Annotated in this window: 21 protein-coding genes and 1 tRNA gene; 19 read left to right on the top strand and 3 right to left on the bottom strand. The window is 61.1% G+C overall.

The genetic code is table 11. From position 1 onward, the window contains the following. Position 1: 1 nt before the first annotated feature. Complete coding sequence (locus JET17_RS20375; RefSeq protein ID WP_012315827.1) at positions 2-208, top strand: SlyX family protein; 207 nt, start codon at positions 2-4, stop codon at positions 206-208. 39 nt (positions 209-247) lie between these two features. Here the strand turns inward: JET17_RS20375 and JET17_RS27540 are convergent, their stop codons facing one another. After that, on the bottom strand, positions 248-841 hold the full coding sequence (locus JET17_RS27540) for a cold-shock protein (protein WP_012315826.1): 594 nt from the start codon (positions 839-841) through the stop codon (positions 248-250). Between the two features lie 281 nt (positions 842-1,122). Between JET17_RS27540 and JET17_RS20365 the strand changes: the two genes are divergently transcribed. The 18 genes from JET17_RS20365 (at position 1,123) to JET17_RS20280 (ending at position 14,775) form a co-directional block, all read left to right on the top strand. After that, the gene (locus JET17_RS20365; RefSeq protein WP_012315825.1) at positions 1,123-1,596 is read left to right on the top strand and encodes a Dps family protein; all 474 of its coding nucleotides are present in this window, start codon (positions 1,123-1,125) and stop codon (positions 1,594-1,596) included. 189 nt (positions 1,597-1,785) lie between these two features. After that, complete coding sequence (locus JET17_RS20360; RefSeq protein ID WP_012315824.1) at positions 1,786-2,115, top strand: ribbon-helix-helix domain-containing protein; 330 nt, start codon at positions 1,786-1,788, stop codon at positions 2,113-2,115. A gap of 93 nt (positions 2,116-2,208) precedes the next feature. Beyond that, on the top strand, positions 2,209-2,430 hold the full coding sequence (locus JET17_RS20355; protein WP_012315823.1) for an FmdB family zinc ribbon protein: 222 nt from the start codon (positions 2,209-2,211) through the stop codon (positions 2,428-2,430). Positions 2,431-2,525: 95 nt separating this feature from the next. Then, on the top strand, positions 2,526-4,301 hold the full coding sequence (aspS, locus tag JET17_RS20350; RefSeq protein ID WP_012315822.1) for an aspartate--tRNA ligase: 1,776 nt from the start codon (positions 2,526-2,528) through the stop codon (positions 4,299-4,301). 111 nt (positions 4,302-4,412) lie between these two features. Next, the gene (locus JET17_RS20345; RefSeq protein ID WP_012315821.1) at positions 4,413-5,159 is read left to right on the top strand and encodes a YebC/PmpR family DNA-binding transcriptional regulator; all 747 of its coding nucleotides are present in this window, start codon (positions 4,413-4,415) and stop codon (positions 5,157-5,159) included. 195 nt (positions 5,160-5,354) lie between these two features. Next, complete coding sequence (ruvC, locus tag JET17_RS20340) at positions 5,355-5,879, top strand: crossover junction endodeoxyribonuclease RuvC (RefSeq protein ID WP_012315820.1); 525 nt, start codon at positions 5,355-5,357, stop codon at positions 5,877-5,879. Positions 5,880-5,988: 109 nt separating this feature from the next. Continuing rightward, positions 5,989-6,606: a Holliday junction branch migration protein RuvA gene (gene ruvA / locus JET17_RS20335; protein ID WP_012315819.1), complete on the top strand. Its 618-nt coding sequence runs from the start codon at positions 5,989-5,991 to the stop codon at positions 6,604-6,606. After that, positions 6,603-7,649: a Holliday junction branch migration DNA helicase RuvB gene (gene ruvB, locus JET17_RS20330; RefSeq protein WP_012315818.1), complete on the top strand. Its 1,047-nt coding sequence runs from the start codon at positions 6,603-6,605 to the stop codon at positions 7,647-7,649. The genes ruvA and ruvB overlap by 4 nt, the downstream gene beginning before the upstream one ends. Positions 7,650-7,774: 125 nt before the next feature. Then, complete coding sequence (ybgC, locus tag JET17_RS20325) at positions 7,775-8,227, top strand: tol-pal system-associated acyl-CoA thioesterase (protein ID WP_012315817.1); 453 nt, start codon at positions 7,775-7,777, stop codon at positions 8,225-8,227. A gap of 2 nt (positions 8,228-8,229) precedes the next feature. Further along, positions 8,230-8,925 carry a protein TolQ gene (gene tolQ / locus JET17_RS20320; protein WP_010952367.1) on the top strand — a complete coding sequence of 232 codons (696 nt, stop codon included), beginning with the start codon at positions 8,230-8,232 and terminating at the stop codon, positions 8,923-8,925. A gap of 14 nt (positions 8,926-8,939) precedes the next feature. Further along, complete coding sequence (gene tolR / locus JET17_RS20315; RefSeq protein ID WP_012315816.1) at positions 8,940-9,392, top strand: protein TolR; 453 nt, start codon at positions 8,940-8,942, stop codon at positions 9,390-9,392. After that, complete coding sequence (tolA, locus tag JET17_RS20310; protein ID WP_012315815.1) at positions 9,392-10,468, top strand: cell envelope integrity protein TolA; 1,077 nt, start codon at positions 9,392-9,394, stop codon at positions 10,466-10,468. Before tolR ends, tolA begins: the two co-directional genes overlap by 1 nt. A gap of 26 nt (positions 10,469-10,494) precedes the next feature. Then, positions 10,495-11,766 (top strand): Tol-Pal system beta propeller repeat protein TolB, encoded by a 1,272-nt coding sequence (gene tolB, locus JET17_RS20305; protein ID WP_012315814.1) that lies wholly within the window; start codon positions 10,495-10,497, stop codon positions 11,764-11,766. Positions 11,767-11,820: 54 nt separating this feature from the next. After that, positions 11,821-12,318 carry a peptidoglycan-associated lipoprotein Pal gene (gene pal, locus JET17_RS20300; protein WP_008090230.1) on the top strand — a complete coding sequence of 166 codons (498 nt, stop codon included), beginning with the start codon at positions 11,821-11,823 and terminating at the stop codon, positions 12,316-12,318. Positions 12,319-12,324: 6 nt separating this feature from the next. Next, positions 12,325-13,140, top strand: coding sequence for a tol-pal system protein YbgF (ybgF, locus tag JET17_RS20295; protein WP_012315813.1), 816 nt, complete (start codon positions 12,325-12,327; stop codon positions 13,138-13,140). 159 nt (positions 13,141-13,299) lie between these two features. After that, positions 13,300-13,947: a 7-carboxy-7-deazaguanine synthase QueE gene (gene queE, locus JET17_RS20290; RefSeq protein WP_012315812.1), complete on the top strand. Its 648-nt coding sequence runs from the start codon at positions 13,300-13,302 to the stop codon at positions 13,945-13,947. A gap of 16 nt (positions 13,948-13,963) precedes the next feature. Then, positions 13,964-14,638, top strand: a complete 675-nt coding sequence (gene queC / locus JET17_RS20285) for a 7-cyano-7-deazaguanine synthase QueC (protein WP_012315811.1) — start codon at positions 13,964-13,966, stop codon at positions 14,636-14,638. 61 nt (positions 14,639-14,699) lie between these two features. Beyond that, positions 14,700-14,775 (top strand) — tRNA-Lys (locus JET17_RS20280). A 326-nt stretch (positions 14,776-15,101) separates the two neighbouring features. On the opposite strand, the gene JET17_RS20275 is transcribed toward JET17_RS20280, so the two are convergent. Then, positions 15,102-17,360: a GMC oxidoreductase gene (locus JET17_RS20275; protein ID WP_012315810.1), complete on the bottom strand. Its 2,259-nt coding sequence runs from the start codon at positions 17,358-17,360 to the stop codon at positions 15,102-15,104. Beyond that, positions 17,357-17,848 carry a sorbitol dehydrogenase gene (locus JET17_RS20270; protein WP_012315809.1) on the bottom strand — a complete coding sequence of 164 codons (492 nt, stop codon included), beginning with the start codon at positions 17,846-17,848 and terminating at the stop codon, positions 17,357-17,359. The genes JET17_RS20275 and JET17_RS20270 overlap by 4 nt, the downstream gene beginning before the upstream one ends. Positions 17,849-17,851 lie beyond the last annotated feature (3 nt).

The following is a 17,851-nucleotide window of genomic DNA, read 5'->3' as shown; positions in this document are numbered from 1 at the left end:
TATGTCGCCGGAATCGCGCATTGTCGAACTGGAAACCCGTCAGGCGTTTCAGGACGATACCATTCAAGAGTTGAACGACGTGGTGGTCGAGCAGGGGCGGGTGATTCAGCGCCTGCAGTTGCAGGTGGCCGAGTTGATCAAGCGTTACGAGGAAATGGTCGGCCAGTATGGCAGTGAGGGTGAGGAAGCGCCGCCACCTCATTACTGATTGGTGCCAGCCCTGGGCTTGCCCCAGGGCTGCAAAGGGTCAGCGGCGGGTTACCGCGACCACATCTTCGGCCTGCAGGCCCTTGTCGCGGTGCATTACCGAAAACTCCACGCGCTGGCCTTCGACCAGGATGCGATGGCCTTCGCCGCGAATGGCGCGAAAGTGGACGAAGATATCGTCACCCGAATCGCGGGAAATGAATCCAAAGCCTTTAGAGGTGTTGAACCACTTCACGGTGCCGGTATCGCGCATGCCGGTCTCCAGCGGCGCGCCCTGGCTTGGCCGGTTTTTTCTGGGGCTGCGGGCCAAGCCTGCGGCCAGGTGCAGAATGACGGCGAGGCCTGCGCAGACCAATGCCGCCAGGTTGCCCATTTCGGGGCGGGCCAGCAAGGTCAGGGTTTGCAGGACCACGGCCACCACCAGCAAGGCGCAGGCCAGGTGCTGCAATTGCTGGCGGGCGCCGCGGTAATACAGCGGCACGACAGGTGCCAGCAGCAGGTTGAGCAGGCCGAGCAGGGCCAGGTAGACCGCCTCCGGTTGCTGCAGGAAGGGTGTTGCGTCGTATTTCAGGCTGGGTATGAGCGATAGCAGCAAAGCTGCAGCGCCCGTCAACAGATGGACGATCTTGAACATGGGTTGGCTCGCAATTGATAAGGCCGATCACAGGAAGAGCTGGCGACACGGTGCGCATGAGGTGTAGAGCGCGAACACATGTTGGGCCAGCCTATGCACCCGGCAATGACAGCACGCACGGGTGGCACGGTGCCTATTTAACAGCAAACGCGGGGCCTTCTCAAACCGCAGGTGGCTGTCGGCGATGAGTTGCCCTGCGTCATGGGCGCGTGGCGCCAAGTATTGATACAGTGTGTGGGGCCCGCTTGATCATCATCAAGCCATATGAAAAGGGGAACTTCATGGCAATCGATATCGGTATCAGTGAAGAAGATCGCAAGTCCATCGTCGAAGGGCTGTCCCGCCTGTTGTCGGATACCTATGTGCTGTATCTGAAAACCCACAACTTTCACTGGAACGTCACCGGTCCTTCGTTCCGTACCCTGCACCTGATGTTCGAAGAGCAATACAACGAACTGGCGCTGGCAGTCGATTCCATCGCCGAGCGGATTCGCGCCCTGGGCTTCCCCGCGCCGGGTTCCTATGCTTTTTATGCGCGGCATTCTTCCATCAAGGAAGAGGAAGGGGTGCCCGCAGCGGACGAGATGATCCATCAGCTTGTCCAGGGTCAGGAGGCGGTCGTGCGTACCGCCCGCAGTATTTTTCCGGTAGTGGACAAGGTCAGTGACGAACCGACTGCAGACCTGTTGACCCAGCGTATGCAGGTGCACGAAAAAACTGCCTGGATGCTGCGGGTGCTGCTTGACGGTAAATGATCGGTCGCTTGTATAAATAGCCGCCTGCCAAGCCCGGTGGAGTGACGCTCACCGGGCTTTTTCGTTTGTGCTGGAAGGCTTTGCCGCTGCTTTGCGTCCGGCTGTACGCGCTTCATTGAGCCTCTGGATCCTGCGCCCCGGCCAGTCTTGCGGTGCAGGGAAAAATACCTGTGGCGAGGATGTGGGCGCATGATGCAAGCGAGCAAGCGTGTAGTAGGCAAAGGGCGCTGCCTGGGCAAGCAGTGCATTGATCCGTTCAAGGCGGATTTCGACATGATGCAGGTTCAGCCGGTATCACGCTCGGTCCGGCTCAACGGTTTTTCCACCTGTTTGCGCCTGGAGGCAGTCTATTGGCGCATCCTCGAGCGCATCGCCGAGGCCAATGAGTGCTCCGTCAGTGCAGTGCTTTCCTACGTGGATCGTGAGGTGCACCTGCGCCAAGGTGGAGTGCGCAACTTCAGCGGCCTGGTCCGGGTGATCTGTGTTGCGTGGTTGCAGGACCCGCCCAGTGTGCGCTGATCGCCAGGCGGGCTGCGCAGTGCCTGTTAACCATATATAATCCCGCTTTTTGCTGCCTTGGGCAGCCAGCGTAATGGTTGACGAGAGACACCCATGCCCCTTTATGACTATCAATGTGCATCCTGCGATCACCGGCTGGAAGCGCTGCAGAAGATCAGCGCAGCGCCGCTGACCGACTGCCCGGCCTGCCAGGCGCCGGCATTGAAGAAACTGTTATCGGTCCCCGGCTTTCGTCTGAGCGGTAGTGGCTGGTATGAAACCGACTTCAAGACCGGGGCAAAAAAGAATCTGGCAGGCGGCGACAAGGCCGACTGAGTTGAATTGCAGTAGCCGGGTCTTGCAGTATTAGCCCCCTGGGGCGGCCAAGGCCTCCATCGAATACACGAATCACGAGAAGCGAAACCACCATCATGATGCGCAGCCATTATTGCGGCCAACTGAACGAGAGCCTGGACGGCCAGGAAGTCACCCTTTGCGGCTGGGTCCATCGTCGCCGCGACCACGGCGGGGTGATCTTCCTCGACATCCGTGACCGCGAGGGCATGGCCCAGGTCGTCTTCGATCCCGATCGCGCCGAAACCTTCGCAGCGGCCGACCGCGTGCGCAGCGAATACGTGGTGCAGATCACCGGCAAGGTGCGCAAGCGCCCTGACGGTGCGGTGAATGCCAACATGGCTTCCGGTGCCATCGAAATTCTCGGTTATCAGTTGAACGTGCTCAACGAAGCTGAAACCCCGCCGTTCCCGCTGAACGAGTACTCTGACGTCGGCGAGGAAACCCGCCTGCGCTACCGCTTCATCGACCTGCGTCGCCCGGAAATGGCCGACAAGCTGCGCCTGCGTTCGCGCATCACCAGCAGCATCCGTCGCTTCCTGGACGAGAACGGCTTCCTCGACGTCGAAACGCCGATCCTCACCCGCGCAACGCCGGAAGGCGCGCGCGACTACCTGGTGCCCAGCCGTACCCACGCCGGTAGCTTCTTCGCGCTGCCGCAGTCGCCTCAGCTGTTCAAGCAGCTGCTGATGGTCGCCGGCTTTGACCGTTACTACCAGATCGCCAAATGCTTCCGTGACGAAGACCTGCGCGCTGACCGTCAGCCGGAGTTCACCCAGATCGACATCGAGACCAGCTTCCTCGATGAGTCCGAGATCATGGGCCTGACCGAAAGCATGATCCGCAAGCTGTTCAAGGAAGTCCTGGACCTGGAGTTCGGCGAATTCCCGCACATGACCTTCGAAGAAGCCATGCGCCGCTACGGTTCCGACAAGCCAGACCTGCGTAACCCGCTGGAACTGGTAGACGTTGCCGACCAGCTCAAAGATGTCGACTTCAAGGTCTTCGCAGGCCCCGCCAACGATCCGAAGTGCCGCGTCACCGCGCTGCGCCTGCCAGGTGGCGCCAGCATGCCGCGCAGCAAGATCGACGAGTACACCAAGTTCGTCGGCATCTACGGCGCCCGCGGCCTGGCTTACATCAAGGTCAACGAGCGCGCCAAGGGCGTTGAAGGCCTGCAGTCGCCGATCGTCAAGAACATCCCTGAAGCCAACCTCAACGTGATCCTCGATCGCGTAGGTGCGGTAGACGGCGACATCGTGTTCTTCGGTGCTGACAAGTTCAAAGTCGTCAGCGAGGCCCTGGGCGCGCTGCGTATCCGTCTGGGCCACGACTTCGAGCTGCTGACCTGCGAGTGGGCGCCGATGTGGGTCGTTGACTTCCCGATGTTCGAAGAGAACGAAGACGGCAGCTTCACTGCGTTGCACCACCCGTTCACCGCGCCCAAGTGCACCCCCGAAGAGCTCGAGGCCAACCCGGCCACCGCGCTGTCGCGTGCCTACGACATGGTGCTGAACGGCACCGAACTGGGTGGCGGTTCGATCCGTATCCACCGCAAAGAGATGCAACAGGCGGTATTCCGCCTGCTGGGTATCGAAGCGGCAGAACAGGAAGAGAAGTTCGGCTTCCTGCTCGACGCCCTGAAGTTCGGCGCACCGCCTCACGGTGGCCTGGCCTTCGGTCTGGACCGCCTGGTCATGCTGATGACTGGTGCCCAGTCGATCCGTGAAGTGATTGCCTTCCCGAAAACCCAGAGCGCCGCGTGCGTCATGACTCAGGCTCCGGGCTTGGTTGATGCCAAGGCCCTGCGCGAGTTGCATATCCGCCTGCGCGAACAGACCAAGGTCGAGTAAGCGGGCCCCGGGCGCATCCAGATGGATGCGCCTTTGCGTTTCGGCGCAGGAATTTGTCGTTGCGCCCCTCTCGGGGCGCAATTGTTTGTGTTTCAAGAGTTTGGAGTCGTTATGGCTGGTCATTCCAAGTGGGCGAACATCAAGCACCGCAAAGAGCGCCAGGATGCCAAGAGAGGCAAGATCTTCACCAAGTGGATCCGTGAGCTGACCGTCGCTGCCAAGCAGGGTGGTGGCGATCCGGCCTCCAATCCGCGCTTGCGCCTGGCGCTGGACAAGGCCCTGGGTGCCAACATGAGCCGCGATATCATCGACCGCGCCGTGGCCCGTGGTGCTGGCACCAACGAAAGCGATAACGTTGAAGAGCTGAGCTACGAGGGTTACGGCCCGGGCGGGGTGGCGATCATGGTCGAGGCCATGACCGACAACCGCAACCGTACCGCGGCCGCCGTGCGGCATGCCTTCACCAAGTGTGGCGGCAACCTCGGTACCGATGGCTCGGTGGCCTACCTGTTCGAGCGCAAGGGGCAGATCAGCTTCGCGCCGGGTGTGGACGAAGATGCCCTGATGGAAGCCGCCATGGAAGCCGACGCCGACGATGTCGTGGCCAACGAAGACGGTTCGTTCGAGGTGTTCACCTCGTTCAACAGCTTCTATGCCGTGCGTAATGCCCTGGAGGAAGCCGGCTTCAAGGCCGCAGATGCGGAAATCGTCATGCAGCCGACCACCAGTGCCGAGCTGGATCAGGAGGGGGCGGAGAAAGTGCTCAAGCTGATCGACATGCTCGAAGACCTGGATGACGTGCAGAACGTCTACTCCAATGCACAGATTTCCGACGAGATCATGGAAAAACTCGGCTAAGGTGTCGCCAGCAAGGTTGTAATTGGGGCCGCTGGGCGGCCCATCGCCGGCAAGCCAGCTCCCAGAACTACAGCGCAGCTCTCAACGGTGCGCTGTAGCTGTGGGAGCTGGCTTGCCGGCGATGGGCTGCGCAGCGGCCCCAATAGCCTTGAATTGAGCTCAGGCTTTCAAGCATCCCCCTACACGACAGGCGTTATGACTCTGATTCTTGGTATCGACCCCGGCTCGCGCATCACCGGTTATGGCGTTGTGCGCCAGACTGCCCGTGGTTGCGAGTACGTGGCGTCGGGTTGTATCCGTACCGGCAGCGGCGAGCTGCACGAGCGCTTGCAGATCGTTTTTCGCGGTGTCAGTGAAATCATTGCCCAGCATGGTCCTGTGACCATGGGCATCGAGCGCGTGTTCATGGCGCGTAACCCCGATTCGGCGCTCAAGCTCGGCCAAGCGCGCGGCGCGGCCATCGTCGCCGCCGCCGAGGCCGGCCTGGAAATCGCCGAATACAGTGCGACTCAGGTCAAGCAGGCCGTGGCCGGCACCGGTGGGGCTAACAAGGAGCAGGTGATGCTGATGGTCATGCACCTGCTCAAGCTGACTCAGAAACCACAGATCGACGCCTCTGATGCCTTGGCGATTGCCCTGTGCCATGCCCATACCCGTTCCAGCCTGGTGCCGCACGGCCTGGCCACGGCGCGGCGGCGCGGTGGTCGCTTGCGTCTGTAGCTGCTTCATGAGCTGATACATATTTTGTCCGGGTGGTACGTTCACCCGACGTATTTGCTGATAGGGTTGAGCGGTCTTTGATCGGCTCCCCGAGAGGAAGGATCGAAACGTGATTGGACGTTTGCGCGGTACCCTGGCGGAAAAACAACCGCCGCACCTGATTATCGACGTCAATGGCGTGGGCTATGAGCTTGAAGTGCCCATGACCACCCTGTACCGCCTGCCGAAAGTTGGCGAAACGGTCACCGTGCATACCCATCTGGTGGTGCGCGAAGATGCCCACCTGCTGTATGGCTTCCATGAGAAGCGAGAGCGCGAACTTTTCCGCGAGCTCATCCGCCTCAATGGCGTGGGCCCGAAGCTGGCGCTGGCCTTGATGTCGGGCCTTGAGGCCGACGAACTGGTGCGTTGCGTACAGGCGCAGGACACATCGGCGCTGGTGCGTGTGCCTGGCGTCGGCAAGAAGACCGCTGAACGCCTGCTGGTCGAGCTCAAGGACCGCTTCAAGGCCTGGGAAACCTCGCCGGCCATGTTCACGCTTGTATCGGATGGTCCGGTACCGGTCAGCGGCGCCTCCACAGCCGAGGCCGATGCCGTCAGTGCCCTGGTTTCCCTGGGCTACAAGCCGCAGGAAGCCAGCAAGGCAGTGTCCGCGATCAAGGACAAGGCTGGCCTGAGCAGTGAGGAGCTGATCCGTCGCAGCCTCAAAGGGATGATTACCAAGTGATCGAAGCCGACCGCCTGATTGCCGCCAGTGGCCGCGACCGCGAAGAAGTCCAGGACCGTGCCATCCGCCCGCTGCGCCTGGACGAATACATCGGCCAGCCGGTGGTGCGCGAGCAGATGGCGCTGTTCATCCAGGCTGCCCGCGGTCGCAACGAATCGCTCGACCATACGCTAATCTTCGGCCCGCCAGGGTTGGGTAAAACCACCCTGGCCAATATCATCGCCCAGGAAATGGGCGTATCGGTCAAAAGTACCTCGGGGCCGATTCTCGAGCGCCCGGGCGACCTGGCAGCCATGCTGACCAACCTCGAACCGCATGACGTCCTGTTCATAGACGAGATTCACCGGTTATCACCGGTTGTCGAGGAGGTGCTGTACCCGGCCATGGAGGACTTCCAGCTCGATATCATGATCGGCGAAGGCCCGGCTGCCCGCTCGATCAAACTCGACTTGCCGCCCTTCACCTTGGTGGGGGCCACAACCCGCGCCGGTATGCTCACAAACCCGCTGCGCGACCGCTTCGGTATCGTCCAGCGACTTGAGTTCTACAGCGACAAGGACCTGGCGACCATCGTCAGCCGGTCGGCCAATATTCTGGGGCTGGTCATCGAGGACCAGGGGGCTTACGAAATCGCCCGCCGTGCCCGCGGCACGCCGCGTATTGCCAACCGCTTGCTGCGCCGCGTGCGTGACTACGCCGAGGTGCGCGGCAAAGGGCAGATCACCAAGGCAGTAGCCGATTTGGCGCTCAACCTGCTGGACGTAGATGAGCGTGGTTTCGACCATTCCGACCGCCGTCTGCTGCTGACCATGATCGAGAAGTTCGATGGTGGCCCGGTGGGGGTGGATAACCTGGCGGCAGCGATCAGCGAGGAGCGTCATACCATCGAGGATGTGCTCGAACCCTACCTGATTCAGCAGGGCTATATCATGCGTACGCCCCGTGGTCGTGTGGTCACTCGGCACGCCTACCTGCACTTTGGCCTGAATGTTCCCGGGCGCCTGGGTGAGGGGGCAGATTTTTCCGAAGCAGGCGATGAATGACAGATCGAAACCCGCTTTTCGTGGTCCTACCGCTGGCATGCCTCAGGTGCGCTGGCAATACGACATTAATGAAGAAAAAACAGTTGCCGCAGCGGATTGGCAAGCTGAGGAGTAAGCACTAGAGTATGCGCGCGCAAAATGGCCTGGAACCTTTCGCACACCGTTGTCGCGTCTATTACGAAGATACCGATGCCGGTGGCGTGGTGTATTACGTCAACTACCTGAAATTCATGGAGCGCGCGCGGACCGAGCGCCTGCGGCACCTGGGGTTTTCCCAGCAGCAACTGGCCGGGGAGAACCTGTTGTTCGTGGTCCACTCAAGCGAAGCGCGTTATCACGCGCCGGCGCGCCTGGACGACGAACTTCGGGTGACCGCGCAAGTACTTGAACTCAATCGCGCCAGCCTGCGTTTCGTGCAGCAGGTCTGGCGGGAAAAGGATGAAACGCTGCTCTGCGAAGGGCAGTTCCTGGTGGCGGCCGTGCGCGCCGACACTTTCAAACCCCGAGCCATACCCCCCAAGCTGCGCGACGCCTTTGTGGCGGACGGCTCGGGTACTCAATCGAATGCAGGAGAATAAGCGTGGAAGCTAACGTCGTCGACCATACCTCCATGTGGAGTCTGGTCAGCAATGCCAGCGTGGTGGTACAGCTGGTAATGCTGACCCTGGTGGCCGCCTCGGTCACCTCATGGATCATGATCTTCCAGCGCAGCACCATGCTGCGCGCCGGTCGTCGTGCGCTGGATGCCTTCGAGGAACGCTTCTGGTCGGGTATCGACCTGTCCAAGCTGTACCGTCAGGCAGGCAGCAACCCGGACCCGGATTCGGGCGTGGAGCAGGTCTTCCGGGCCGGCTTCAAGGAGTTCTCGCGTCTGCGCCAGCAGCCGGGTGTGGACCCCGACGCGGTCATGGAAGGCGTAGGCCGGGCCATGCGCGTAGCCATCTCGCGTGAGGAAGAAAAACTCGAGCAGAGCCTGCCGTTCCTCGCCACCGTTGGTTCGACCAGCCCGTACATCGGCCTGTTCGGTACCGTGTGGGGCATCATGAACTCCTTCCGCGGCCTGGCCAGCGCCCAGCAGGCGACCCTGGCCACCGTGGCTCCGGGTATCGCCGAAGCGCTGATTGCGACCGCCATCGGCCTGTTCGCGGCAATCCCCGCGGTTATCGCCTACAACCGTTTCGCCGCACGCAGCGAAGTGCTGATCGGTCGTTACTACACCTTCGCCGACGAGTTCCAGGCGATCCTGCACCGCAAAGTGCACACCAGCGAAGAGTAATCAGGTACAAACCCATGGCCCGAGTTCGCCACAAACGCAAGCCGGTCGCCGAGATGAACGTGGTGCCCTACATCGACGTGATGCTGGTGCTGCTGGTCATCTTCATGGTGACGGCTCCCATGCTCAATCAGGGCGTGAAGGTCGACCTGCCCAAGGTTTCCAGCGAAGCCTTGCCGCAGGACAACAATGTCCAGATCCTCACCATCTCCATCAAGGCTGACAAGACCTATTACTGGAACCTGGGCAGCGAAGTCGACACCGACAAGCAAATGGACAAGGCCATGACCTTGCCTGAAATGACCAGTGCAGTGACCAAGATCATTGCCGCCGGTCGCGACCAGGGCAAGCAGACCCAGGTCTTCATTCGTGGCGACAAGGCTGTCGACTACGGCGCGGTCATGGGTGCCATGGGCGGGTTGCAGAAGGCCGGTGTCGGTAACGTTGGCCTGATTACCGAGGCGCCCTGATGCAACAGCGAGAGCCATCCGCCTCGGAAAGCTACTTCTGGCCCAGTGTCTGGGCCATCGGCCTGCATGTGCTTGTGTTCGCATTGCTGTTCGTCAGTTTTGCCATGACGCCAGAATTGCCGCCTTCCAAGCCGATCGTTCAGGCTACGCTGTATCAGCTCAAGTCCAAGAGTCAGGCGACCACCCAGACCAATCAGAAGATTGCCGGGGAAGCGAAAAAAACCGCGTCGCGTCAGACCGAAGTCGAGCAGCTGGAACAGAAGAAGGTCGAGCAGGAGGCCGTAAAGGCTGCGGAACAAAAGAAAGCCGATGCCGCTCAAAAGGCCGAGGAGGCTCGCGAAGCCGCCGAGGCGAAGAAGGCAGAAGACGCTGCCAAGGCCGCCGAGGCCAAGAAAGCCGCCGAAGCCAAAAAGGCCGACGAGGCGAAGAAGGCCGCTGAAAAGCAACAGGCCGACATCGCCAAGAAAAAGGCTGAGGAAGAGGCCAAGAAGCAGGCGGCCGAAGAGGCCAAGAAACAAGCCGCCGAGGATGCCAAGAAAAAGGCAGCTGAGGAGGCCAAGAAGAAAGCAGCCGAGGACGCCAAGAAGAAGGCGGCGGCCGAGGACGCGAAGAAGAAGGCAGCTGAAGAGGCCAAGAAAAAGGCCGCTGCAGATGCCCAGAAGAAAAAGGCACAGGAGGCGGCCCGCAAGGCGGCAGAAGACAAGAAAGCCCAGGCCCTGGCCGAGCTGTTGTCCGATACCACCGAGCGGCAGCAGGCGCTGGCCGACGAGCAGGGTGACCAGGTGGCCGGCGACTTCGACGACCTGATCCGCATGCGCGCGGCCGAAGGCTGGGCGCGTCCACCTTCAGCGCGCAAGGGCATGACGGTAGTCCTGCAGATCAACATGCTGCCCGATGGCACCATCACCAGTGTCAGCGTGTCGCGCTCCAGTGGCGACGGTCCGTTCGACAGTTCTGCGGTGGCAGCAGTGAAGAACATCGGTCGTCTGACCGAAATGCAGGGCTTGAAGCCGAACGAGTTCAATCCGTACCGTTCGTTCAAGATGACATTTACACCTGAGGATCTAGCGTTGTGATTAAACTCCTTCGAGGACTGCTGGTCATGCTGTGCTGCGTGGCAGGCATGGCCATGGCAGAGGAAAAGAACATCCTGGTCACCAGCGGCAGCGATCGGGCCACGCCCATCGCGGTAGTGCCGTTCGGTCTGCAGGGTGGCAGTGTGCTGCCGGAAGACATGGCCGATATCATCGGCAATGACCTGCGCAACTCCGGTTACTACTCGCCCATCCCACGGCAGAACATGATCAGCCAGCCTACCCAGGCCAGCGAAGTGATCTTCCGTGACTGGAAAGCCTTGGGCGCCCAGTACGTGATGGTCGGCAGCATCGTGCCGTCGGGCGGTCGCCTGCAGGTGCAGTACGCGCTGTTCAACGTCGCCACCGAGCAGCAAGTGCTGACCGGCAGCGTTGCCGGCAGCGTCGACCAACTGCGCGACATGTCGCACTACATCGCCGACCAGTCGTTCGAGAAGCTCACCGGCATCAAGGGTGCGTTTTCCACTCGCATGCTGTACGTGACCGCCGAGCGCTTCTCGACCAACAATACCCGCTACACCCTGCAGCGTTCGGACTACGACGGTGCGCGTGCAGTGACCTTGCTGCAGTCGCGTGAGCCTATCCTGTCGCCACGTTTCGCGCCGGACGGCAAGCGTATCGCCTATGTCTCGTTCGAGCAGAAGCGTCCGCGCATTTTCATCCAGCACATCGACACCGGCCGCCGCGAACAGGTCACCAACTTCGAAGGCCTCAATGGTGCTCCGGCCTGGTCGCCGGATGGTTCGCGCCTGGCGTTCGTGCTGTCCAAGGACGGCAACCCGGACATCTACGTGATGAACGTGGCTTCGCGCCAGATCAGCCGTGTCACTGCCGGCCCGGGTATCAATACCGAGCCGTTCTGGGGCAAGGATGGCAACACTCTGTACTTCACCTCCGACCGTGGCGGCAAGCCGCAGATCTACAAACAGTCGGTCAGTGGTGGTAGCGCCGAGCGTGTGACGTTCGTAGGTAACTACAACGCCAACCCGAAACTTTCGGCGGACGAAAAGACGCTGGTAATGATCCATCGTCAGCAGGGATTCACCAACTTCAAAGTGGCGGCACAAGACTTGCAGAGAGGAAGTGTAAAGATTCTCTCGGAAACAAGTCTTGATGAGTCTCCCACTGTTGCGCCAAACGGCACCATGCTAATCTACGCCACCCGCCAGCAGGGCCGGGGAGTCTTGATGCTCGTGTCGCTTAATGGCCGCGTGAGGCTCCCACTTCCTACCGCTCAAGGCGAAGTCAGAGAACCGTCCTGGTCCCCTTACCTGAACTGATTGCGGCGTAACACGTTTTGCTTAACACACTGGGGTTTCATTAGGAGTTTCACGATGGAAATGCTGAAGTTTGGTAAATTTGCTGCGCTGGCTCTGGCCATGGCTGTAGCTGTAGGTTGCTCCTCGAAGGGCGGTGACAACGCTGGCGAAGGCGCTGTCGACCCTAACGCTGGCTACGGTGCCAACACTGGCGCTGTTGACGGTTCCCTGAGCGAAGAAGCCGCCCTGCGCGCAATCACCACCTTCTACTTCGAATACGACAGCTCGGACCTGAAGCCAGAAGCCATGCGCGCTCTGGACGTTCACGCCAAGGACCTGAAGTCCAACGGCAACCGTGTTGTTCTGGAAGGCAACACCGACGAGCGCGGTACTCGCGAGTACAACATGGCTCTGGGCGAGCGTCGTGCCAAGGCCGTTCAGCGCTACCTGGTTCTGCAGGGTGTTTCCCCTGCTCAGCTGGAACTGGTCTCCTACGGCGAAGAGCGTCCAGTTGCCACCGGCAACGACGAGCAGTCCTGGGCTCAGAACCGCCGCGTAGAACTGCGTAAGTAAGTTCTTATGCGTATGTGCCGTCGTGCTGTAACCGTCCTCGCACTCAGCCTTCCGCTTTCGGCGTGGGCTGCGGTTCCTGTAGTAGATGACAACGCAGGTGCTTACCCACCTTCGGGTTATGGCACGAGCGGCGCCTATGCCGGGGCAGGGGCTTCGACCCCTGCCTCAGCACAGGGCCAGCTGTTCATGCAGCTGCAACAGATGCAGGACCAGATATCCCGCCAGCAAGGCATCATCGAAGAGCTGCAAAACGATGTCGCCCGCATGAAGCAGGAAAGCCTGGAGCGTTACCAGGATCTGGACCGCCGCATCAACAGTGGTGGCGCGCCTGCCGCGACCCCCGATAATTCCTCCACCGGTGGTGCACCCGATGCCGCCGCCGGTGCAGCAGCAGGCGCCGCTGGCGCTGCTGCACAGCAACCGGCCGCCAACAGCGAGCCGGGTGATCCGGCGAAAGAGAAGCTCTATTACGATGCCGCTTTCGACCTGATCAAGCAGAAGGACTTCGACAAGGCCAGCCAGGCGTTCGGCGCCTTCCTGCGCAAGTACCCGAACAGCCAGTACGCAGGCAACGCCCAGTATTGGCTGGGTGAGGTGAACCTGGCCAAGGGTGACCTGCAAAGTGCCAGCCAAGCCTTTGCCCAGGTTAGCCAGAAGTACCCCAAGCACAGCAAGGTACCGGACTCCCTGTACAAGCTGGCCGACGTCGAGCGTCGCATGGGCCATACCGACAAGGTCAAAGGCATCCTGCAGCAAGTCATCACCCAGTACCCCGGCACTTCCGCCGCACAGCTGGCGCAGCGTGACCTGCAGAAGCTCTAAGTAGCACCGCTCAAAAGAAACCCGCGCCAGTCGCGGGTTTTTTCGTTAGAATCATTGCCCTTTTTCTTAAACACGCTGCTGCGGATAACGCCATGTCGAGTCCGCGACAGTGCCTGACGGAGGCGGACAGCCTGTTTAGCTGTCACGCCCGTGGCGATCATGCAAGACACATTACGTATCACCGAAGTCTTTTACTCTTTGCAGGGTGAAACACGCACGGCTGGGCTGCCCACGGTATTCGTGCGCCTGACCGGTTGCCCCCTGCGCTGTCAATATTGCGACAGTGCCTACGCCTTCAGTGGCGGTACTGTGCGTAGCCTCGATTCGATCATGGAACAGGTGGCCGGCTTCAAACCGCGCTATGTGTGCGTCACTGGCGGCGAACCGCTGGCCCAGCCGAATGCCTTGCCACTGTTGCAGCGTCTGTGCGATGCCGGCTATGAGGTTTCGCTCGAGACCAGTGGTGCCCTGGATATCTCGGCTACCGATATTCGCGTCAGCCGCGTGGTCGACCTAAAGACCCCGGGCTCTGAAGAGTCCCACCGCAACCTCTACGAGAACATTGAGCACCTGACCCGCAATGACCAGGTCAAGTTCGTCATCTGTTCACGCGAGGACTATGACTGGGCGGTTTCCAAGCTGATTCAGTACAACCTTGCCGAGCGAGCCGGCGAGGTGCTGTTTTCGCCAAGCCATCACCAGGTGAAGGCCAGTGATCTGGCCGACTGGATCGTTGCCGACAACCTGCCCGTGCGCTTCCAGCTGCAGCTGCACAAGCTGCTGTGGAACGACGAGCCCGGACGTTGATTAGGAGCAAAAGTACATGACTGAGAAACGCGCAGTAATCCTGCTGTCCGGCGGCCTCGACTCGGCCACTGTCGTCGCCATGGCCAAGGCTGAAGGCTATAGCTGCTACACCATGAGCTTCGACTATGGCCAGCGCCATCGTGCTGAATTGAACGCTGCTGCGCGGGTCGCTCGTGACTTGGGCGTCGTTGAGCACAAGGTCATCGGCTTGAACCTCGATGGCATCGGTGGTTCGGCGCTGACCGACAGCAGCATCGATGTACCGGAAACCCCGGGCGAGGGTATTCCAGTGACCTATGTGCCGGCACGCAATACCGTATTCCTGTCCTTGGCCCTGGGCTGGGCAGAAGTGCTGCAAGCGCGCGATATCTTTATCGGCGTCAATGCCGTGGACTACTCGGGCTACCCTGATTGCCGCCCAGAGTTCGTCGAAGCGTTCGAACGCATGGCCAACCTCGCGACCAAGGCCGGTGTCGAGGGGCAGGGCTTCCGGATCCAGGCGCCACTACAGAACATGAGCAAGGCGCAGATCGTGCAGGCCGGTATGGCCCGTGGTGTGGATTACAGCCTGACAGTCTCCTGCTACCAGGCCGACGATGAGGGCCGCGCCTGTGGCAAGTGCGACAGCTGCCGCCTGCGCGCCGACGGCTTCAAGGCTGCCGGAGTAGAAGACCCAACCCGTTATTTTTGAAAAAAGTTTTGATGGAGTGTTGATTTCCCGTTAGAAATCAGTATTATACGCGCCATCCAACGGGTCGTTAGCTCAGTTGGTAGAGCAGTTGGCTTTTAACCAATTGGTCGTAGGTTCGAATCCTACACGACCCACCATATTCGCAGCGGTTCGTGAGTACTAGAGGGTGGCTTTACAGCCAGTTCTAGTTCTGCAGCCGTCTGGAGCGAACCTTAGTAGCGCTTCAGCGTGATGTATATATGAAAAAGCCCGCGACCTGTACAGGTTCGCGGGCTTTTTCGTTCATACAGGGAAAAACGCCTCCGATGGGGTTGCGAGCGATACGAAGGCGGTGACTGGAACGGGTTGCAATTGTTCGCGGTGACGGCACATTGCTGCAAGCCCCAGGTTCATCCGGGCTGAGAGAGCAACCCCACAATACTGCGCCTTTGTCAGAGCATTGTGGGGTTTGGTATGACAGCCTCTACACCGCCCCGAAACGCACCTCCACCGACAGGCTGCCCAGGTTATCGCTCAGGCCAGCCCCATAGCGCCCAGCCAGGTCGTCATTGATGCACAGCTGCAACTCACCCTGCTGGCCACGCGGCAATTGCTCCTGATCACCCACCAGGAACGGCACGCCGTTGCTGCCGATGCGCCCGATCAACGCCCCTTCGTTCTGCCCCGGCAGGGTGTAGCCCGGCTTGGCGATCAACGCTGGGTTGCCCTGTGCGCCAACCATGCCGGTGGCCGGGTTGGCCGTCCACTGCCCGCCTGTACACACCGCCAACTGCCAGCTCTGCCCATTGACCTGCATGCCCGTGCCCTGCCATGCCTGGTTGGCCTGCACCTGCACCGTGCGCTTGAGCAGGTCGCTGGCCACCACGTCGGCGGCCTGGAAGGTCAGCGCGGTAATGGTCAAGGTCGGGTTGGCGGTGCCGGTGGTGGGGAACACGCCGTCGCCGACCAGGAACAGGTTGGGGTGGTCCCAACTGCGCTGGTCCTTGTCCACCACCGACTTGGTGCGGTCCGAGCCCATGCGGTAGGTGCCCATCAGGTGGCCAGCGCCGAAGAACGCGTAGTTATGGCCGTCGTACTCGAACACCGTTTGCGAGCCGGGCTCGAGTTTAGGGTTCAGGTTGGTCAGCTCGGTGGCGCCCATCAGCTCGGTGATGATATGCGTGGCGGCCAGGCGCGCTTGCTTGAAGCCCTCCTTGGTGTAGTCGGACAGTTCGTAGGTGATCTGCGGCCGGGGCAGGCCCAGACCATCGGTGAACTCCGTGCTCCTTTCCACCCGGCACAGCGCATGGTCAGGGTCTTTCTCCACCTGCTCGATCAAGAAGCCCAGACGGAACTGGCGGGTCAGCACGCTGTTGAGCTGCTGCACCAGCGCCTGGCCGGACAACGCCAGCTTGTTGGGGTTAGCGCCGCCGTTGTTGGTGCCGTCGATGAAATCGCAGACAGAGGCGTAGGGGTCGTTTACCGACCAGTTCCAACCCTCGTTGCCGATCTCGATACGCCAGGCGGCGCGCTGGCTGCGGAACGGGCCATCGCGCATGTCCTCGATCCCCGAGGTGGACAACGGCCCGCGGAACGGGAACAGCGGCTTGCCTTCGGGCATCAGGCCCCAGGCCAGGTACACCGGGTGGTCAGCCAGCGCCTGGCCCACCTGGCCGCTGCTGTTGGCGACCCCTTTAGGGCTGTTGGGGCCGATGGAGTTGAGTAACAGCTTTGGCGTTTCGATAGCATGGGCGGCGATCACGTAGCGCTTGCCCTGGGCCGTGCCGTTCTGGCGCGTGCCATTGTTCTGGTACTGGATGAAATCGATACCCGTGACCCCATGGGCATCGACCTGCACCTGGCTCGCCACGGTCTGGTAGAGGATGCGCACGTTGCCGGTATCCAGTGCCTTGGCCATTGTGACGGTGGCGTCGTACTTGGCCTGGATGGGGCAGATCGGCGTGCAGCTGGTGTTTCCAGCGCACACCCGTCGGCCGTTGTCGCTCTGCGAGTTGCGCCCTGCCGGGGTCTGCCGGACGTTGAGGGTGACACCTGGGTACGGCTTGCCGTCGGGCGCCTTCTCCGGACTCTGGTACACCGTGCCCGTCACGTTTTTGCTCAAGCCCTGGTCTACCAGCGAAGGCGGGATGCCGTGCATGCTGTATTCATACCCCTGCGGGAAGGTCACGCCCAGGTAGGTCTGCGAGGCGACATCGGCGGACACGCCCATCTCCTCCTCGGCGCGGCAGTAGGCGGTCTGCAGGTCTTCGTAGCTGATCGGCCAGTCGACCCCGACGTTGTACGCAGTGCGCATGCGAAAGTCGTTGGGCAACAGGCGCAGGGCCGTGCCCATCCAGTGCCACATGGTGCCGCCGCCTACCCGTTCGTAGGTGCTGGCGAACAGCTGCGGCCCCTTCTGTACCAGGTAGCTTTTCTGCACTTTGTTCGGGTCGGTGCTGCCGGCGGTGATCAAATCCTGGATAGTCGCGCGCGGAGCGAACTGGGTGGCCGGGGTCTGCTCGGTCTGCTCCGGCGGGTATGGCGACTCGGGCGACTTGAGCACGGCGGTGTAGAAACGCTCCAGATACTCGCTGCGGTTCGGCGGAATTGCCGGGCCCGACTCGAGCACCAGCACTTTCAAGCCGGCCAGGCCCAACTGATAGGCCATGACGCTGCCGGCCATGCCTGCGCCCACCACGATCACATCGGCAGTTTCGATATTCTGGGTTTGTACGTTGCTCATGGCTGCTGCCCTTCCTTGGCGTCGACACCGGTGAATTGCTTGAGGGTCGGTGGCTGCTCGGCCCAGTAGCCGAAGTGGTACTGGCTGTAGCCCATGGGGTGAGACTGGGCGATCTTCCACGCCCAGCTTTGCTTGTAGGCTTGGTCAGACACCACGCTGGTGTCACCCTTGTGCTTGCTGCCTTGGTCATACGGCTGGTACCAACTGCCGAGCAGCCACAGCTTCATGATCGAGCGGGCGCCTTGGGCGATCTGCGGGTCCGAATTGCCAAGTACGGCGCTGGCGATTTGCGCTGGGGTTTGGCTCTTGATACTGACGTACAGCTCCAGCAGGTTGCTGAACGCTGCGGTGCCCATACCTTGCTGGGCGGTGGCGAAGAACACCGGCAACAGGTTGATCGGGTCTACCGAAGGCGCCAGCAGCTCTGCTGACAGGCCAGTGAGGGCGGCGGACAGGTCGATGAAGTTCTGCAGGTTCGGGTCGCTCATGGC

The organism is Pseudomonas putida, from assembly GCF_016406145.1.
GTDB lineage: Bacteria > Pseudomonadota > Gammaproteobacteria > Pseudomonadales > Pseudomonadaceae > Aquipseudomonas > Aquipseudomonas putida_E.
Note: the sequence above shows the minus strand (reverse complement) of the source record. Positions and strands in the feature narration are given on the sequence as shown.

Excerpts from the sequence above, each read along its gene's own strand:
- JET17_RS20375 (WP_012315827.1), top strand. The coding sequence starts at position 2 with ATGTCGCCGGAATCGCGCATTGTCGAACTGGAAACCCGTCAGGCGTTT.
- JET17_RS27540 (WP_012315826.1), bottom strand. The coding sequence starts at position 841 with ATGTTCAAGATCGTCCATCTGTTGACGGGCGCTGCAGCTTTGCTGCTA.
- JET17_RS20365 (WP_012315825.1), top strand. The coding sequence starts at position 1,123 with ATGGCAATCGATATCGGTATCAGTGAAGAAGATCGCAAGTCCATCGTC.
- JET17_RS20360 (WP_012315824.1), top strand. The coding sequence starts at position 1,786 with ATGATGCAAGCGAGCAAGCGTGTAGTAGGCAAAGGGCGCTGCCTGGGC.
- JET17_RS20355 (WP_012315823.1), top strand. The coding sequence starts at position 2,209 with ATGCCCCTTTATGACTATCAATGTGCATCCTGCGATCACCGGCTGGAA.
- aspS (WP_012315822.1), top strand. The coding sequence starts at position 2,526 with ATGATGCGCAGCCATTATTGCGGCCAACTGAACGAGAGCCTGGACGGC.
- JET17_RS20345 (WP_012315821.1), top strand. The coding sequence starts at position 4,413 with ATGGCTGGTCATTCCAAGTGGGCGAACATCAAGCACCGCAAAGAGCGC.
- ruvC (WP_012315820.1), top strand. The coding sequence starts at position 5,355 with ATGACTCTGATTCTTGGTATCGACCCCGGCTCGCGCATCACCGGTTAT.
- ybgC (WP_012315817.1), top strand. The coding sequence starts at position 7,775 with ATGCGCGCGCAAAATGGCCTGGAACCTTTCGCACACCGTTGTCGCGTC.
- tolR (WP_012315816.1), top strand. The coding sequence starts at position 8,940 with ATGGCCCGAGTTCGCCACAAACGCAAGCCGGTCGCCGAGATGAACGTG.
- tolA (WP_012315815.1), top strand. The coding sequence starts at position 9,392 with ATGCAACAGCGAGAGCCATCCGCCTCGGAAAGCTACTTCTGGCCCAGT.
- tolB (WP_012315814.1), top strand. The coding sequence starts at position 10,495 with ATGCTGTGCTGCGTGGCAGGCATGGCCATGGCAGAGGAAAAGAACATC.
- pal (WP_008090230.1), top strand. The coding sequence starts at position 11,821 with ATGGAAATGCTGAAGTTTGGTAAATTTGCTGCGCTGGCTCTGGCCATG.
- ybgF (WP_012315813.1), top strand. The coding sequence starts at position 12,325 with ATGCGTATGTGCCGTCGTGCTGTAACCGTCCTCGCACTCAGCCTTCCG.
- queE (WP_012315812.1), top strand. The coding sequence starts at position 13,300 with ATGCAAGACACATTACGTATCACCGAAGTCTTTTACTCTTTGCAGGGT.
- queC (WP_012315811.1), top strand. The coding sequence starts at position 13,964 with ATGACTGAGAAACGCGCAGTAATCCTGCTGTCCGGCGGCCTCGACTCG.
- JET17_RS20275 (WP_012315810.1), bottom strand. The coding sequence starts at position 17,360 with ATGAGCAACGTACAAACCCAGAATATCGAAACTGCCGATGTGATCGTG.
- JET17_RS20270 (WP_012315809.1), bottom strand. The coding sequence starts at position 17,848 with ATGAGCGACCCGAACCTGCAGAACTTCATCGACCTGTCCGCCGCCCTC.